We start from the raw sequence: 16,279 nt of genomic DNA, 5'->3' as shown, positions 1-16,279 counted from the left end.
TTATGCTAAAGTTTATAAAACACAATATGGATACCATTTCGGGCATTGAAATTTATCCCATTATAGCGTTACTTATTTTCTTTCTATTTTTTGTAGGATTAATCGTATGGGTGTTCACTTACAAAAAACATACACTCAACGAATTAAGTAACTTGCCTTTGCAAAATACGGGCAATAACGAAAGTTCAATTAACACAAACACTAAATTATGAAACGTTTTTTTCCTGTATATGTTCGTGTTCCAGTACTATTTTTTACCTGCTATGGCATTCTGGAATACTTTATAGATTCGGGTGATAAGCCAATGATTATCGCATATCCGTCGGTCTTAGCACTTTTAGGTTTGATTTTGTTGGTAATAATTGCTTTAGAAATTGTTGCAAAAGCTTCAAACAATGTCATAGAGCAATTAATGACACCCGAAGAACGTGCTCAAAAAGAAGCATTAGACAATTTACCTTTTTCGGAATTGCCGTTTATAAAAAAGCTTATGAAAAAGCTTACCAAATCGCGTGCTATTGAAGAAGAAAAAGAAATTGAAATGGATCATGACTACGATGGTATCAAAGAATTAGACAACGATTTGCCACCGTGGTGGGTGTATTTATTCTATGTTACCATTATTTTCGGAGTGATCTATTTAGGGAAATACCACCTATTTGGCGGCGATAACCAAATACAAGAATTAGAAAAAGACTTGGCAATGGCGCAGAAAGAAATCGAAGAGTACAAAAAAACAGCTCCCGATTTGTTAACAGCCGATCAAGTTGTGTTGTTAACCGATCCAGCCGATTTAGCTGCCGGAAAAGCTATTTTCGATTCCAATTGTGTGGCATGTCACCGTGCCGATGGTGGTGGTGGAATTGGTCCCAACCTTACCGATGAATATTGGATTTTAGGTGGTGATGTGAAAGAAATTTTTACTACCATTATGGAAGGTGGTCGTGATGGCAAAGGAATGGTGGCTTGGAAACAACAAATAAAACCATCAGATATTCAAAAAGTGGCAAGTTATATTTTGTCATTGCAAGGAACAAATCCTGCCGATGCCAAAGCACCCGAAGGTGATAAGGTTGCAGCTGCAAGTGCCGCATCCCAAACAAGCGGAAACGTAGCAAACGACACCTTAGCAAACACAAATAATCAAGCACCTAGTGCACCATAATAACATCCATAACCATTTGGAGCGTTTTAGTTTTATTTTTCTTCCACAGCTCTTCTCATAAGGGCTGTGGTTATTTAAAACAAAATATTATTCAATATTATAATGAGTGAAGATCACAACAACTTTAGAGACCGATTAGGTACGGTTGACGAAGAAGGAAAAAGAGTTTGGGTATATCCAAAAAAACCTGCCGGAAAATTTTATAACAAACGCAAATGGGTCAGCTATTTTTTACTGCTGATTTTGCTGGCATCGCCTTTTGTAAAAATCAACGGCAATCAGTTTTTTTTGTTTAATGTTTTAGAGCGAAAATTTTCGTTTTTTGGATTCACTTTCTGGCCACAAGATTTTTATATCGTTGTGATTGGTATGATCATCGGTATTGTGTTTGTGGCACTGTTCACAGTGGTTTTTGGAAGGATTTTTTGCGGTTGGATTTGCCCGCAAACCATTTTTATGGAAATGGTTTTTAGAAGGATTGAATACTGGATAGAAGGCGACCGCGGAGCACAAATTCGCTTGAATAAACAAGAATGGAATGCTGAAAAAATCCGTAAAAAAGCATTAAAGTGGTTCGTGTTTTTTATAGTTTCTTTTCTTATAGCCAATGTTTTTCTATCGTATATTGTAGGCAGCGACCATGTTTTATCAATGATTATAAACGGGCCAGTAAACAATATTTCCACATTTGTATCACTCATTATTTTCACAGCCGTATTTTATTTTGTATTTGTATGGTTTCGCGAACAAGTGTGTATCATCGCTTGTCCGTATGGCAGGTTGCAAGGGGTTTTGTTAGATGAAAAAACCATTGTGGTTGCTTACGATTACAAACGAGGAGAAGCTGAAAACGGTCGGGCAAAATTTCGAAAAAATGAAGATCGAAACGAAAAAGGCTTAGGCGATTGTATCGATTGTGCACAATGTGTACATGTTTGCCCAACAGGAATTGATATTCGCAACGGCACCCAGTTGGAATGTGTAAACTGCACAGCGTGTATCGATGCTTGTGATTTTATGATGGAATCGGTAAATCTTCCAAAAGGATTAATCAGATACGCCTCTGAAAGCGAAATAGCAAAAAAAGAAAAATTTGTATTCACCACACGCATGAAAGGCTATACGGCTGTTTTGCTAATTCTTATTGGAATTTTAAGCGGATTGCTGTTTATGCGAAGCGATGTAGAAGCAAAAATTCTTCGCTTACCTGGTCAGTTATTTGAACATAAAGGCGATTATATCAGCAATGTATATACCTATAAAATAGCAAACAAATCAACCCGAAATTTTGATAATGTTACCATAAAACTGGCTCATCCAGAAGGGAAAATTGAATTGGTTGGGAAAAAATCAATCCAAATACCAAAAGAAGATATGGCACAAGGAACTTTGTTCATCGAAATTCCACAAGCCGTTTTAAAAAGCGACAAAACAGAAGTGCAAATAGAGGTGTATAACAATGAAGAATTAATCGATCAAACAAAAACAAACTTTATGAGTCCACGAAGTTTTAATTAAAATAGAAAAAAAAACTAAAACAAAATCAAATGAAATTTAATTGGGGAACAGGCATCGTAATTGGTATTGCGGCATTTATGATTTTTATACTGCAATACGTGATTCGTGTGCAAATGGACGCACGTTATGACAATGAATTGGTAACAGAGCAATATTACCAAAAAGAAACCGAGGTGAATAGCAATTATTCCAAACAGCAAAATGCCAACAAATTGGCTGATGCTTTTCAGATAAAAACCACATCACAAGGAATAGCAATTTATTTTCCAAAGGATTTCAATCCGCAAGAAATAAAAGGAACAGTATCCCTTTACAGGCCGTCTAATCAAGCTTTTGATCAAACAATTCCCATAGAATTGTCATCAAACTACTTGCTTATACCTAAATCTCGCTTGATAGATGGCCGTTGGGATATTAGTATTGATTTTTCTTACAAGGGCACCGATTATTTGAAACAACAAACACTCCATTTGTAATGATCATACCATTGTTACTGGGTTTGCTAAGCAGTCTGCATTGTGTGGCCATGTGCGGACCCATTGCTTTGGCATTACCTGTACACCAGTTTTCCACCACAAAAAAAACACTCTTAATTGTGTTGTATCATGTGGGTAGAATATCAGTATATACGTTGCTGGGCGTTGTTTTTGGAACGATAGGAAAAGGATTGTTTATCGCAGGTTTTCAACAACAAACATCGATTATTTTGGGGGTTTGTTTAATAATAAGTGTACTTTTTTTAAATGAAAAAAGGTTGCAACAATCACTCTTAAAATTCAATTCAAAAGGATATATGAAGTTTAAAAGTGTGTTTGGAGCATACCTTAAAAAGCGAACCGCCTTTTCTTTATATGTTTTGGGACTACTAAATGGCTTGTTGCCTTGCGCCATGATTTATATGGCATTGTTTGGAGCAACTGCCACTCAAGGTGGGGTATATGGTGGTTTGTTCATGCTTTGGTATGGTTTGGGAACCATTCCGTTGCTAACCGTTTTAATTTGGATGAGCAGTTGGATTAATAAATACTTTAAAAATAAATTGCAAAAAGCAGTACCTGTATTTTTAACTTTTACAGGAATTTTATTGATTTTAAGAGGATTAGATTTAGCAATTCCGTATGTTTCTCCATCCACCTTACAACTTTTTATAACTGCAAATCCGCAATGCTTTTGATGGTATTTTGGATGGATACAAAGTTTAAATCAAAAAGTGGATGCGTGTTTACCTTTACAATTTTCAATAGCGCTTACTATTTAATCAGTAGTTTGATAATCTTTTTCAAATTGAAACGAAAAAGATTCGATAAACTTTTTAGTATGACTGGATTTGGTGTGTTTTTTAATAATCTTTAAAAGCTCATAAATAGCACGTTGATTGTTGTAATCTATAATCAAAAAATCATCCGTAGAAAATTTAATGGTGTCTTTTGCAAAGCTAACTCTGTATCTTGTTTCTTCACCGTATTGATAACTTAAAGTATCTTTATTTTTACGGAATTCGGTGTTTATTTTTTTAATTTCAGAAGCAAAGATCTTTCCAAACAATACCTTAGCATGATTGAAATCAGAGTCATTCAAATGAATATATTCAAAATCCACAGAAGGGTTTAGGGTGTCAAAGGCACAAGCGCAATCTTCTGGGATAAGGGTCATTTGTGTTAAATCGCTAAATGAAAGAGATCTACTTTTAAAATCAAGCGTTATAGATGCTGGAATATGCTGTTGAATTGCTAAAATATCTATTTTTACAAAATCTAAACTCGTTGTATCTTCCTTAGGCACACAGCTTATAAATAGGAGCAGTGCAAGCAATTTAAAAAACTTCATCTCTATTTTTTATTAAAGATATAAAAAAACGACTTCTTTATCGGAAGTCGTTTGGAGTGTTTATGCTTTTATAGTTTCCACCTCTTTGTTTATTTTATTGATTAAGCCCATTAGCACTTTTCCTGGCCCAACTTCGGTAAAAGATGTAGCACCATCGGCAATCATTTGTTGCACCGATTGCGTCCAACGAACAGGTGCAGTAAGCTGTGTGATTAAGTTTTTCTTGATTGCTGCTGCATCTGAAACGGCACTAGCAGTTACGTTTTGATACACCGGACAGATAGGCGTGTTAAAAGTAGTGGCTTCAATAGCTGCGGCTAATTCCTCACGAGCAGGCTCCATCATTGGTGAGTGAAATGCACCGCCAACCGGTAAAATTAAAGCACGTTTTGCACCGGCTTCTTTCATTTTTACACAAGCTAATTCAACCGCTTTTGTTTCGCCCGAAATAACCAACTGTCCTGGGCAATTGTAATTTGCTGCTACCACAACACCGTCAATAGAAGCGCAAATGTCTTCAACTACTTTGTCGTCTAAATTTAAAACGGCAGCCATTGTTGATGGTGTAATTTCGCATGCTTTCTGCATAGCCATAGCACGTTTTGATACCAATTGCAAGGCATCTTCAAACGAAAGCGTTCCGTTTGCAACCAAGGCAGAAAATTCTCCTAAAGAATGCCCAGCAACCATTTCTGGTTTGAAATTGGTTAAGGTTTTTGCTAAAATCACTGAATGTAAAAACACAGCTGGTTGTGTTACTTTGGTTTGCTTTAATTCTTCATCGGTACCGTTAAACATAATTTCAGTGATATTGAACCCTAAAATTTCATTGGCTTTATCAAATAATTCTTTTGCTATTTCAGAAGATTCATATAAATCTTTTCCCATTCCTACAAATTGAGCTCCTTGCCCTGGAAATACGTATGCTTTCATTTTTAATTAGTTTGTTGGTACAAAAATAGCAAATTTACCCATAAAAAAAAGCCCGTTTTTTAAACGGACTTTTTCAAGAGTTTTTTGCTTTTATTATTGCAACAATACTTTCGCACGGTTGTCTTCTATTTTTGCATTTTGATACATAGCGCTAAACACCATGTTTTCTGCCATTTGGCGGTTGTTTGTACCTACTTTTTGTTTATAGGTTAAGTAGTTTGGCAAATCGGTAGCTTTTGTAATGTTTTTTGTTTTAATCATATAAACACCGTTGCGGCCATCGATTAATGGAGAAGTTTCGGTTGGTTTTCTTCCTAATGCATTCCCCACAACCAAAGGTTCTTGGAAACCGTTTACCATTGGGTTTGCACCTGTAACATCAATTGCATTTACCACACCTATTTTTGCATTTTTAGCAACTTCTTCTAATGTTTTGCCAGTCATTTTTTCACGGATGATTGCTGCTTTTTTCTCGTTGATTAAGATTGGTTCTACCATTTGGCGTGCATCTTCAGCCAACATTAATTCGGTATCGTTGATAGATGCCACTTTAATGATTAAAAAGCCATCTGCTGAATCAAATTTCTTAATATCGCCCACACTGGTGTTTTTGCTCGATGCCCAACGAACAGCTTCTGTTTGCGCTCCTTCAACACCTGTTAATTGATCGTCAAAAGCATCTATTTTTGTAGCTGGGAAAGATACCAAACCTTGTGCAGTTGCTTCTTTAGCAAAGTCTTTTCCATTTTGCACGCTTTCTAAGAATTTATTTGCTTGTGCATAAATAGCATCTTGTGTTTTGTTTGACGATTCAATTTTTTTAGCAATAGTTGCCAATTGAACGCCTTCTTTTTCATTGATTTTATCAACTTTTAAAACATGGTAACCAAAGTCAGATTCTACAATCCCCAATTTCCCTACTGGATTATTAAAGATGTATTGGTCAAAGGTTGGAACCATTTGTCCTTTTTGAATATTTGGATATTTTCCACCTGTAGCTTTTGAGCCTGAATCGTTGGTGTTTTCTGAAGCCAATGCAGCAAAATCAGCACCGCCTTGTACTTGTTTCAGCAAGGCTTCTGCTTTTGTTTTTGCTTCATCTTTTGTTAAAGTAACTGTTGCGTCGGCTCTTTGAGCACCTTTATATGCTATTAAAATATGCGATGCATCAACTGTTTCAGCTGTGTTTTTCTTTGCTACTACTTTAGAAACCGCATAGTAATCATTAAACACATAAGGTCCGTATATAGTACCAACTGGCGTGTTGAATATTTTTTCTGCATGTTCTACCGGCAATTGTTCTTTTGCATAATAAGTAGAATCAAAAGGTACATCCGAATTTTGGTTTACAAAAGCTTTCACATCTGTTGCTTTTGCAAATCCAGAGATGGTATCATTTTTATTGGTATTTTTATTAAACACCACAGACGGCTTCAATAAATCTTCAATGATTTGTTTTGAAGCAGCTTCATCTTCTTTAGATGGTTTGTTGGCAATAAAAACATATTCTACTTTGCGCGACGGCGTAGCTTTGAATTGTTTTGGATATTTTTTAATGTATGCTTCAATCTCCGCATCGGTAACTTTAACTTGCTCGTCGTTTACAGTAGTGTAAGGAAGTGTTACATAGTCAAAAGAAACTTTGGTAGCTTCATTTTTATAAGCCATTTTAGCTTCTGCAGTAGTAGTTACAATTGCACCTTTAATCATGTTTAAGTACATTTGTTCTTTTGCAAAAATGCCCAATTGTTTTTCGTAATCTAACCAAGCGTTCCATTGTTGAGCGCCTGCTGCTTTCATTTGAGCCAAAAAGCTGTTGAATTTGTTCATATCGAATTGACCAGCATCATTTAAAAACTGAGGGTTTTGCGAAAAACTTGGGTGGGTTTTAATTACATTGATCAATTGATCTTTGCCCAAGCGCAATCCTGCTTTTTCTAATTGCTCGGTAAACAAAATGGTGCGCACTTCGTTGGTCCAAACTTGGTTGTATAATTGTGCGCCTTTTCCTTGACCATTTTTTTCAAGGTTTGCAACCTTATTACTATATTCCATTGCAGAAATATCAACTCCGTTAACTTCTCCCACATTGCGAGAATTAAAGCTTAATCCACCTGTTAATAAATCTCCAGCAACGAATGCTAGTAAACAAAATCCGATTACGCCAATAAGCAAACCTGATCTTTCTCTAATTTTCTGTAAAACTGCCATTTTTATGAATGTGTAATTTTTTCAATGAGCGAAAATACAATTATCTGTCTAATAAAAAAAGAGAATAAAAAAAAATGCACTTTTTTTAGTGCATTATTCTATTTTTGATTGTAAAATCGTTGTAATTCGGGTGTTTGTCGGTAACAAAAAAATTTTTAGCTGCTATACTGATGATTTTTTTGCAAAAGGAATCTGCAACTGTCAACAAAATTGCTATACAAAGTGTGTTATTGTTTGTTTTGGGGCAATTTACGCATGCTTCGCAACCTAAATATAAACATAAAAATGGCCATCCCTGCTAAGGCTAATTTTAACCAATAATTTTCGTTTAGAGTATAGGATCTGTATGCATCATAGATAAAAAAAACTCCAAACAACAGATAGATATAGGCAATAAATTTATAAACTTTCATCTTTAACTTCTTTTAATTCTGCACGATTTTGCTGTGCGTTTACAATTTTAAAATTTTGATCGAAATCTACACCAATTCCTTCAAAAAAGCTTTTGTTTTGATCGGTGACTTTAAAGTAATGTTCGGTAAAAAACCAATTATTTTTTTGGTCGTAATACATTTGTTGCGTTTGCATTACTTTGCCATCGTGTGAGGTTATTTTCACATCGCCCACCAAATTAATCATTCCTGTTTTGTTGTAAACCGTGGCTTGTTTGGCGGTGATGTAGTTTTTGTTTCGATTTTTGTCGTAAACAGTCACCTTAACACCTTTAGGAAAATGATTAAAAGGGTATTTCGCTTTGCTATAATCAAGCATTTTCACGGCATACATTTCGGCTTTAATTTTGGCTGAGTCGGTATATTTCACATTGATAGAATCGGCCTCGCCCGTTGCATACAATTGTTTTTTATTTAGGTTTTGAATGTCTTTTAAATCGTTATTACATGCAACCAAAACAAAAGAAAAAGCGGCAATATGTGCAAAATATTTTTTCAATTAATCGAATTTTCTGCGTTTAAACCAAACATCGTTAAAAGAAAGCCCAATATTTACGCCGTAATAATTTTCTTTTATCAAGCCCATGTTGGTATTTCCTTTTTGACCGTATTCAAATCCTAAGTTGATATTAGAATTGTATCTTCCCACAGGAAAACCTATACCGATATTTGCATTAATACCTTTAATTTCTTCCTGATTAATAACTAACCCAGTGTTTTCGTAATTAAATCCTGCACGATAGGTCATTCGTTCTAAATAACTGGTAAACGAATTGTATTTTGGCGTGTAAAATCCACCAACACCAATTTTCATATAATCGTTATACGTGGCGTTTTCATACTTGTAAAAGGTGTTGTATTTTGAGGTTTGGTTAGCTGTATATTCTGCTCCCACAAACCATTTTAAATGATTTCCAATACCTGCACCAAAGGAATAGTTCATTGGCAAAAGCATTTCTTCATTGCTATTTTGTGTGGTGGTAGCATTAATTTCTTGTAAGCCGGTTTGTGTGCTTAATCGAACAGTTGCTAGTGTTTTGGTTTGGTCGTTTTTTAATTGCATTTCCGGGCTAAACGTGGCACTTGCATACAATTTAAGTTTGTTCTTTAAAGGTTGTTCAAAATTGAATCCTCCGGTTATCGAAAACCCACTGTAATTGTTTAAGTTTCTAATACGGCTGCCGCGGTCAAACGCTACACCTTCGCCATTGTCTGCAATAAATTTGGTAAGGCTGGTTTCGGTATCTCCAAAAATATACGCTCCATTAACACCTATACTAAAGTTTTTGCTAATTTTATAACTAAGACCTAAAAATGTACGGTTTAAGCCCCCTTCACCCACATATTGGCGCGAAATGGTCATTCCATTATCGTTAATATTTGTATTTTGTATATTGTATCCTACAAAAGAATACGGCATAATCCCCACAGCAACATTAAAATCACCAGCTGGAAAAGCAAGTGCTAAATAATCGAAAGATCCACTAGTGGTTTTTTCTTTGCTGTTTGCGTTTTGTAAGTTGTTTCCTTTGTATGAAGCACCCAATGAAAAAGTGGTGGTTTGCAATTTGGCATACGAAGCGGGGTTTAAAGTATTTATGTGCAAGCTATCGCTATAAACCGCTAAGCTACCCATTGATTTTATTTCGTTTGCCCCTTTAAATTGTTGGTCACCAAAACCATAATAAGAATAAGGAGAAGCAGTACCTTGCTGCGCAAAAGTGTGGCATGTGCTTGCCAAAGCAACTCCTAATACAATTTTTCTAATCATTTGATACAATGTGTTGATATAACAAAAATAAACTTTCTAGCAGAAAGTTTGGATTGGCAAAGATGCTATTTTTTAAACGGTTTACCAAAAATTCAGAATTTCCGCCTGTTAAAATTACTGTTAAATTCTCATCCTGATGTTTGAAGTGTTCGATAAACGCCTCAATTTCAGCCACAACGCCGTTCAAAACACCTGAATGAATAGCAGTTGCTGTTGAATTTCCTACAAACGGGTGCAGTTCCGAAATTTTTTCCAAAGGAAGATGGGCGGTATGATCGTTTAAACTTTTATAGCGAAGTCCTATACCTGGTGAAATGGCGCCTCCGTGGTATTGATCCAAACTATTAACAAAATCGTATGTGATGCAAGTTCCGGCATCAATCACCAAACGGTTTTGCTTAGGATATTTCAAAACCGCTCCGGCTGTTAGAACAATTCGGTCTATTCCCAAGGTGTTAGGAGTGGTATAAAAATTTTTAAAAGGAATAGGTGAATTATGGGTAACTGTGATTAAATTGCCTATTTTTTTTAATCCTTCAATGGTTGTTGAGGGTAAATTACCTACCGATGAAAGAATAATATCTACGCAATTTTCGATTCCTTGAATTTGTTTTGAAATATTTTTTAGCAATTTTTCATTGTTGGTAATAAGCAATTGCTGCAACGTACTGTTTTCATACACAGCTACTTTAGTTCGGGTGTTACCAACATCGATACAAATAATCATAATTTATTGGGCATATATCAACAAAGGTAGTTAAATTTTTTTTTGAAAAGATTAGGAAATGTTTAAAAAAAGCTACTATATTTGCAATCGCTTTTGAAAGGTAATACACCTTGCAAAACGGTACCTTAGCTCAGTTGGTAGAGCAACGGACTGAAAATCCGTGTGTCCCTGGTTCGATTCCTGGAGGTACCACAAATTATTGAGTTTAATTACTCGGTACCTTAGCTCAGTTGGTAGAGCAACGGACTGAAAATCCGTGTGTCCCTGGTTCGATTCCTGGAGGTACCACAAATTATTGAGTTTAATTACTCGGTACCTTAGCTCAGTTGGTAGAGCAACGGACTGAAAATCCGTGTGTCCCTGGTTCGATTCCTGGAGGTACCACAAAAAAACGACCTGAATTTCAGGTCGTTTTTTTTGTTATTTTAACTGTGCTTTTTTAAGATCTAATTCTTCTTGGTTTACTTTTAATTTCAACTCTGAAATTTTGGTTTCCATTTTAACTAATTTAGACTTCTCTTTGATTTCTTTTTCAGCGTCTAATTTGTTTTTTAGTTTTTTACGCTCAAAAGAATTTGTGGCTTCTTCATATTTCATTTCCGCCTTTCTAAGGTCGTTTTGTGCTTTCTTAAGCTTGTCTTCGGCCTTTGCAATTGCTTTAGCTTTTTTCGCTTCTTTTTTTTCTGCTTTAGCAATAGCTTTTTGTTCTTTTTCGTGTGCTTTCTGCTTTTTCTGAGCTGCTTTTGCTTCAGCTTCGGCTTTTTTCTTTGCTCTTTTTGCAGCTTGTGCTTCTTGTTTGGCTAATTTTTCTTCAGCTTTTTGTCTGGCTTTTTCTGCTTTTAAAATCTCCTCTTCGTATGATGCTTTTGCCGCTTCAGCAGTTCCGATTGCAGTTGCAGTAGCAGTAGCTACATTGGTGTTGTTTTGAACCGTATTGGTAGTGGTTGTATGAACGCTATTGGTGGTGGTGTTTAAGCTGTCGTTTGCTACTTGTGTGGCAATTGGTTGACCAGCTGGTGTTGGCTTAGGTTCGTTCACTTGAGCATTCATTGACAAACCTGCGCCCAAGATCAAAGAAGATAATAATACAATTTTTTTCATTATAATAGATTTTTATTAATAATTCAGTAAAAATAATCAAATTTTATGCCATATTACCATTCATTTACTTTATTGGCATCTAATTTTAAAAAGATAAAAAGCAGTAAAGTAAAGGCAATTAAGCTCGATCCTCCGTAAGAGAAAAACGGCAATGGCACACCGATTGTTGGGAAAATTCCAATAAGCATGGAAACATTTACAAAAAAGTGCATAAATAAAATAGCTGCCACGCAATATCCGTAGATTCGTGCAAAATTATTTTTTTGCTTTTCCGATAAGTAAACAATGCGTAGTACCAACGTAATAAAGCAAGCTACCACAAGAAGAGAACCGGCAAAACCCCATTCTTCTCCCACAGTTGTGAAAATATAATCGGTGTGTTGTTCAGGAACAAACCCCCCTTTTGTTTGTGTACCTTCTAAAAATCCTTTGCCAATCCAACCACCTGATCCAATAGCAATCATGGCTTGGTTGAGGTTGTAACCTTCTTTCTTCATGTTCACATCATCGCCACCGAGCAACACATTAATACGGTCTTTTTGATGCGATTCTAAAACATTTTCAAATACATAATCTACCGAAAAAACAAACGCGCTCATTGCAACTGCCAAGAGAACATATACAATCGGGTTTCTATGAATGCTTTTGTTGTAGAAATAGTGAATAATGCATCCTAAAAGAATAAAAATGATTAAAATAACTGGTTGCATAGTTAAAGCTAGAATAAACAGAAGTATGGCTATAAAACCAGTCCATAAGTACCAAGCGGGAAATCCTTCGCGGTATAAAACTAAAAAAAGTACAGCAAATATCATGGCTGATCCTGTATCGGGTTGCAACATAATGAAGGCAACGGGCAACAGTATGATTCCCAACGGAATGGCTTGCTCTTTTAAGGTTTCGTATAATGTTTGATTTTCGCTAATGTATTTTGATAAAAACAAAGCTGTTCCAATCTTTGCAAACTCTGATGGTTGCATACTAATACCTCCAAACTGATACCAGTTGGTTTGTCCTTTTATGGTTTTTCCAAACACAAACAACCCCATTAAGAGCAATATGCCTATGAAATAATATATGATGGAATATTTTTCATAAACTTTTGCATCTAGCGATAGAATAACAATGATTACTGGTATGGTAATTCCAATAAACAATAATTGTTTTCCGAAAATTTGGCTAAAATCGAAAACAGAGGTGGGTTCAAGCGGCAATGAGGCAGAATATATATTCATCCATCCAAAAATCACAAGCACTGCGTACAGAAATATACTCAACCAATCTACATTGGCTATTACGCTTTGATTTGCTAAGTGTTTAGTTTTTACCATTTTGCTTGGCTTTTAGTTTTAATAAGCGTTCTTTTTCTAAACGTCTTAAACGTTCTTTTTCTTCTTGCTGTTTATCTGAAATATCTTTTAGGATATAATTTGCAGATAAATCACCTTCTAACATGCGTTTTTCTAAATCGGTACGTGTAATTTCTTTTTTTATATATTTTTCGATCATTAACGATGCGATTGGTCCTGCCCACGTTGCTCCAAAACCACCATTTTCTATAAAAACGGCTATAACAATTCTGGGATTTTCTTTGGGGGCAAAAGCTAAGAAAACCGAATGATCTTGTAGTTTTACTTTTTCGCCGTCAACCGTTGCAAAGTTTTCGACCGTTCCGGTTTTACCACAAATAGTAATATCTGGAATTCGCAATCTGCTTGCTGTTCCTGACAAGTAAACCTCTTCTAAACCATCAATAACCGGACGGAAATGTTGCCTATCGATTGTGGTTTGCTTTTTCTGAATGAACGATTTGTCAATTTGTTTATTTTCTATTTTTTTGATGATATGCGGCGTGTAATAATACCCTTCGTTTGCAACGGCACACATCACATTTGCCAATTGAATAGGGGTCATCACGACTTCTCCCTGACCAATAGCATTTGAAACGATGGTTGTGCTTTTCCAGTTCCAGCCTTTATATTGCCTGTTGTAATAGTCTGATGTGGGTATGCGACCCTTTTGCCCAGAAGGTAAATCATATCCCATATAATCGTCTAAACCAAAGCTTTTTAAATGGTTATACCATGCATCAACACCTTGCGACGATGTAGGATATTTGTTAATAATTCGCATATAAGTTTGTGCAAAATAGGTGTTGCACGATTTGGCAATAGCAGGGTGAAGATTCCATGTACCGGCATCGTGACATTTCATAAAACGCCCGCCTACATAAAACCCGTGACTACATGAAAATCCCGTTTGTGTATCAATCACTTCTTCTTGCAAACCAATTAATCCGGTTAAAATTTTAAAAGGTGATCCCGGAGGAAACTGTCCTTGCAACACTTTATCGAAAAATGGTTTACCCGGAATGCTGTCTATTCGTACATAATTTTTGGAACGGTCGCGACCTACTAACAAACTAGGGTCATAAGACGGAGCTGTGACCAATGCCAGAATTTCACCGGTTTTGGGTTCAATTGCTACAATACCACCGCGTTTGCGTATCATTAATTCTTCGCCGTATTTTTGCAACTCTTTATCAATTGTGATGGTCACATCGTTTCCTTTCACGGCAACCGTATCGTAAATCCCTTCTTTAAAAGAGCCTATTTCTTTGTTGAATTTATCTTTTTGGATGTAATATACCCCACGAACACCTCGCAGATCTTCTTCATATGCTTGTTCCACACCGCGCATACCGATTAATTCACCCGATTTGTAATAAGGTCTTTTTTTCAGTTCCATTTCATTGATTTGGCGGATGTATCCAAACACATTGGCACCAAAGTCCACCTGATAATCGCGTAAGTTTCGCTTCTGTATATAAAATCCTTTAAAATGACGGATTTTTTCTTGAAAAGCAGCAAATTCGGTTTTGGTTAATTGTGCCAAAAATACCGATGGTAGGCGAGGGGAATATACTTTTGCTTTTTCTAATTTTTTAATATAATCTTCTTTGGTGATTTCTAAAATGTTGCAAATTTCTAAAGTATCAATATTTTTAGCTTCATTTGGAATCACCATGATATCATAACTGGGCTGATTGGCTACTAAAAGTTGTCCATTTCTATCATAAATATAACCGCGCTCTGGATAATCGTAAACAATCTTTAAAGCATTTATATCTGCTTTTTTTAAGAAAGAATCATCTATTACCTGTAAATAAAAAAGCCTTGCCACAATAACAATTGCAGCCAAAATGATGATGATGGGAAATAACAGTTTTCTCATTTTCGTGGCGATTTAATTAATCCTATTATAAGAAAAATTAAAAGGATTGTAAAAGCAGCTGAAGTTACAATTCGCAATAAAATCTCCAAAATAAAGCTAAAGTTAAAAACTTCTAGTGAAATAAGTACGGTATGATGTATTAAAACCGAGGTGATAACGTAAGTAACCAATTCAGAAGAAAACTTATCGGTGATATGCATCATATGGAATTCATAACTATAACCAAATGCCATTTTTAACAAATTTTCACGAACAAACGCCAATGTTATGCAGGCTGTGGTATGCACACCGCCCGAGTTGTTGAAAATGTCGAGAATTAATCCCAAAACAAAACTTAAAATCAAGAATAAATGTCGGTTGGTGTTTAAAGGATATAATAAAATAAATAAAATATAAGGGTATGGGGTTACAAATCCAAAAAAATGAATATTGTTGAATACTGTTACCTGAAAAAATACAAGAACAATAAAACGAAAAGTATTGAGAAGTGTGGTGTTATTCATCGCTTACTGTTTCTTCTTCGAGTTGTGAAATTTCTTTTATGTGCACGTGCTCGATTAAATAAACCGAACTAATATTGGTCATATCGTTAAACAAACGCACGTTGATAGTGTAAAAATTTGAATTTTTAGACGTAAACACTTTATCAACCACTCCCACAGGAATATTTTCCGGAAAAATTGTAGAAATACCGCCGGTTACAATAGAATCGCCTTTGCGCAGTGCTGCCAATTTAGGAATATCGGTAAGTTGAACAAATCCGGTGTTTTTTCCGTCCCAGGTAATGGTTCCAAAGTGGTTGGTGTTGCTCACCTTTGCACCAATTTTAGTGTGTCTGTTTAAAATGCTTTGCACGGTGGCATAATTTTTTGATACATTTTCCACAATGCCAATTACGCCTTTAGCGTTTATAACGCCCATGTCTTTTTTAATCCCGTTTAATTTTCCGCCTTTTATAGTGAGGTAATTTTCTTTTTTAAAAAAAGAATTTTTAATGATTTTTGCCTTAAACATTTTATAGTCTTGGGCAATACGCATTTCTGGATTCACCGCAAAAGTACTGTCAACAATCAATTGGCTGTTGTACAGAATTTGTTTCATTTTCACGTTTTCTTCTGCCAAACGTTCATTTTCTTCTTTTAAATGCAAATATTCGGTGATGCTATTTGTTTTTTCATAAATAGTTCCCGAAACAACATTTGCACTGTGAAGCACTTGGCTTTGGTGGTACGAATGGCTTTGTACGGTTAAGTATAATGAAACTACTAAAAGCAGCAAAAACAGTAACTTTGTACTGTTTTTTGTTATAAAATAAATGATTTGCTGCATACTAAATTGGC

The 16,279-nt window shown here is 35.5% G+C and carries 16 protein-coding genes and 3 tRNA genes; 8 read left to right on the top strand and 11 right to left on the bottom strand.

The annotated features are described in order from the left end of the window. The first annotated feature begins 2 nt into the window (after positions 1 to 2). The 5 genes from NPX36_RS13975 to NPX36_RS13955 all read left to right on the top strand — a co-directional run bounded on the left by NPX36_RS13975 (position 3) and on the right by NPX36_RS13955 (position 3,857). On the top strand, positions 3 to 212 hold the full coding sequence (locus NPX36_RS13975) for a cbb3-type cytochrome oxidase subunit 3 (RefSeq protein ID WP_257499340.1): 210 nt from the start codon (positions 3 to 5) through the stop codon (positions 210 to 212). Beyond that, positions 209 to 1,165 carry a cbb3-type cytochrome c oxidase N-terminal domain-containing protein gene (locus NPX36_RS13970; protein ID WP_257499339.1) on the top strand — a complete coding sequence of 319 codons (957 nt, stop codon included), beginning with the start codon at positions 209 to 211 and terminating at the stop codon, positions 1,163 to 1,165. The genes NPX36_RS13975 and NPX36_RS13970 overlap by 4 nt, the downstream gene beginning before the upstream one ends. 102 nt (positions 1,166 to 1,267) lie before the next feature. Continuing rightward, positions 1,268 to 2,683: a cytochrome c oxidase accessory protein CcoG gene (ccoG, locus tag NPX36_RS13965; RefSeq protein WP_257499338.1), complete on the top strand. Its 1,416-nt coding sequence runs from the start codon at positions 1,268 to 1,270 to the stop codon at positions 2,681 to 2,683. A 29-nt stretch (positions 2,684 to 2,712) separates the two neighbouring features. After that, positions 2,713 to 3,159, top strand: a complete 447-nt coding sequence (locus NPX36_RS13960; RefSeq protein ID WP_257499337.1) for a FixH family protein — start codon at positions 2,713 to 2,715, stop codon at positions 3,157 to 3,159. Beyond that, entirely contained in the window at positions 3,159 to 3,857 is a 699-nt protein-coding gene (locus NPX36_RS13955; RefSeq protein WP_257499336.1) for a sulfite exporter TauE/SafE family protein, read from the top strand. Before NPX36_RS13960 ends, NPX36_RS13955 begins: the two co-directional genes overlap by 1 nt. A gap of 80 nt (positions 3,858 to 3,937) precedes the next feature. Here the strand turns inward: NPX36_RS13955 and NPX36_RS13950 are convergent, their stop codons facing one another. The 6 genes from NPX36_RS13950 to NPX36_RS13925 form a co-directional block, all read right to left on the bottom strand. Further along, positions 3,938 to 4,510 (bottom strand): hypothetical protein, encoded by a 573-nt coding sequence (locus NPX36_RS13950; RefSeq protein WP_257499335.1) that lies wholly within the window; start codon positions 4,508 to 4,510, stop codon positions 3,938 to 3,940. Between the two features lie 60 nt (positions 4,511 to 4,570). Next, the gene (gene fabD, locus NPX36_RS13945; protein ID WP_257499334.1) at positions 4,571 to 5,443 is read right to left on the bottom strand and encodes an ACP S-malonyltransferase; all 873 of its coding nucleotides are present in this window, start codon (positions 5,441 to 5,443) and stop codon (positions 4,571 to 4,573) included. A 93-nt stretch (positions 5,444 to 5,536) separates the two neighbouring features. Then, positions 5,537 to 7,654, bottom strand: coding sequence for a peptidylprolyl isomerase (locus tag NPX36_RS13940; RefSeq protein WP_257499333.1), 2,118 nt, complete (start codon positions 7,652 to 7,654; stop codon positions 5,537 to 5,539). 399 nt (positions 7,655 to 8,053) lie between these two features. Then, on the bottom strand, positions 8,054 to 8,605 hold the full coding sequence (gene lptC / locus NPX36_RS13935) for an LPS export ABC transporter periplasmic protein LptC (protein ID WP_257499332.1): 552 nt from the start codon (positions 8,603 to 8,605) through the stop codon (positions 8,054 to 8,056). Further along, complete coding sequence (locus NPX36_RS13930) at positions 8,606 to 9,877, bottom strand: hypothetical protein (protein WP_257499331.1); 1,272 nt, start codon at positions 9,875 to 9,877, stop codon at positions 8,606 to 8,608. Then, a complete protein-coding gene (locus NPX36_RS13925) occupies positions 9,870 to 10,604 on the bottom strand; it encodes a type III pantothenate kinase (protein WP_257499330.1) in 735 nt (244 codons plus the stop codon). The genes NPX36_RS13930 and NPX36_RS13925 overlap by 8 nt, the downstream gene beginning before the upstream one ends. 119 nt (positions 10,605 to 10,723) lie before the next feature. Between NPX36_RS13925 and NPX36_RS13920 the strand changes: the two genes are divergently transcribed. The 3 genes from NPX36_RS13920 (at position 10,724) to NPX36_RS13910 (ending at position 10,988) form a co-directional block, all read left to right on the top strand. Continuing rightward, positions 10,724 to 10,796: transfer RNA gene (locus NPX36_RS13920), tRNA-Phe, on the top strand. Positions 10,797 to 10,819: 23 nt separating this feature from the next. Continuing rightward, positions 10,820 to 10,892: transfer RNA gene (locus NPX36_RS13915), tRNA-Phe, on the top strand. Positions 10,893 to 10,915: 23 nt separating this feature from the next. Further along, positions 10,916 to 10,988, top strand: a tRNA-Phe gene (locus NPX36_RS13910). Positions 10,989 to 11,024: 36 nt separating this feature from the next. Here NPX36_RS13910 and NPX36_RS13905 read toward each other — a convergent pair. Genes NPX36_RS13905 through mreC form a run of 5 tightly spaced genes read right to left on the bottom strand, consistent with a single transcriptional unit; the run spans position 11,025 to position 16,268 of the window. Next, on the bottom strand, positions 11,025 to 11,705 hold the full coding sequence (locus NPX36_RS13905; protein WP_257499329.1) for a hypothetical protein: 681 nt from the start codon (positions 11,703 to 11,705) through the stop codon (positions 11,025 to 11,027). Positions 11,706 to 11,758: 53 nt separating this feature from the next. Beyond that, positions 11,759 to 13,036, bottom strand: a complete 1,278-nt coding sequence (gene rodA / locus NPX36_RS13900; RefSeq protein WP_257499328.1) for a rod shape-determining protein RodA — start codon at positions 13,034 to 13,036, stop codon at positions 11,759 to 11,761. Then, entirely contained in the window at positions 13,023 to 14,939 is a 1,917-nt protein-coding gene (gene mrdA / locus NPX36_RS13895) for a penicillin-binding protein 2 (RefSeq protein ID WP_257499327.1), read from the bottom strand. Before mrdA ends, rodA begins: the two co-directional genes overlap by 14 nt. After that, a complete protein-coding gene (locus NPX36_RS13890) occupies positions 14,936 to 15,442 on the bottom strand; it encodes a rod shape-determining protein MreD (RefSeq protein ID WP_257499326.1) in 507 nt (168 codons plus the stop codon). Before NPX36_RS13890 ends, mrdA begins: the two co-directional genes overlap by 4 nt. Continuing rightward, positions 15,435 to 16,268, bottom strand: coding sequence for a rod shape-determining protein MreC (gene mreC / locus NPX36_RS13885; RefSeq protein ID WP_257499325.1), 834 nt, complete (start codon positions 16,266 to 16,268; stop codon positions 15,435 to 15,437). Before mreC ends, NPX36_RS13890 begins: the two co-directional genes overlap by 8 nt. Positions 16,269 to 16,279 lie beyond the last annotated feature (11 nt).

The organism is Paenimyroides aestuarii, from assembly GCF_024628805.1.
Classification (GTDB): Bacteria; Bacteroidota; Bacteroidia; order Flavobacteriales; family Flavobacteriaceae; genus Flavobacterium; species Flavobacterium aestuarii_A.
The sequence above is the reverse complement of the archived record's forward strand: the minus strand, read 5'-3'. Positions and strand labels throughout refer to the sequence as shown.

What these genes read in the sequence shown, in the direction of transcription:
- NPX36_RS13975 (WP_257499340.1), top strand. Translation starts at nt 3, where the DNA reads ATGCTAAAGTTTATAAAACACAATATGGATACCATTTCGGGCATTGAA.
- NPX36_RS13970 (WP_257499339.1), top strand. Translation starts at nt 209, where the DNA reads ATGAAACGTTTTTTTCCTGTATATGTTCGTGTTCCAGTACTATTTTTT.
- ccoG (WP_257499338.1), top strand. Translation starts at nt 1,268, where the DNA reads ATGAGTGAAGATCACAACAACTTTAGAGACCGATTAGGTACGGTTGAC.
- NPX36_RS13960 (WP_257499337.1), top strand. Translation starts at nt 2,713, where the DNA reads ATGAAATTTAATTGGGGAACAGGCATCGTAATTGGTATTGCGGCATTT.
- NPX36_RS13955 (WP_257499336.1), top strand. Translation starts at nt 3,159, where the DNA reads ATGATCATACCATTGTTACTGGGTTTGCTAAGCAGTCTGCATTGTGTG.
- NPX36_RS13950 (WP_257499335.1), bottom strand. Translation starts at nt 4,510, where the DNA reads ATGAAGTTTTTTAAATTGCTTGCACTGCTCCTATTTATAAGCTGTGTG.
- fabD (WP_257499334.1), bottom strand. Translation starts at nt 5,443, where the DNA reads ATGAAAGCATACGTATTTCCAGGGCAAGGAGCTCAATTTGTAGGAATG.
- NPX36_RS13940 (WP_257499333.1), bottom strand. Translation starts at nt 7,654, where the DNA reads ATGGCAGTTTTACAGAAAATTAGAGAAAGATCAGGTTTGCTTATTGGC.
- NPX36_RS13930 (WP_257499331.1), bottom strand. Translation starts at nt 9,877, where the DNA reads ATGATTAGAAAAATTGTATTAGGAGTTGCTTTGGCAAGCACATGCCAC.
- NPX36_RS13925 (WP_257499330.1), bottom strand. Translation starts at nt 10,604, where the DNA reads ATGATTATTTGTATCGATGTTGGTAACACCCGAACTAAAGTAGCTGTG.
- NPX36_RS13905 (WP_257499329.1), bottom strand. Translation starts at nt 11,705, where the DNA reads ATGAAAAAAATTGTATTATTATCTTCTTTGATCTTGGGCGCAGGTTTG.
- rodA (WP_257499328.1), bottom strand. Translation starts at nt 13,036, where the DNA reads ATGGTAAAAACTAAACACTTAGCAAATCAAAGCGTAATAGCCAATGTA.
- mrdA (WP_257499327.1), bottom strand. Translation starts at nt 14,939, where the DNA reads ATGAGAAAACTGTTATTTCCCATCATCATCATTTTGGCTGCAATTGTT.
- NPX36_RS13890 (WP_257499326.1), bottom strand. Translation starts at nt 15,442, where the DNA reads ATGAATAACACCACACTTCTCAATACTTTTCGTTTTATTGTTCTTGTA.
- mreC (WP_257499325.1), bottom strand. Translation starts at nt 16,268, where the DNA reads ATGCAGCAAATCATTTATTTTATAACAAAAAACAGTACAAAGTTACTG.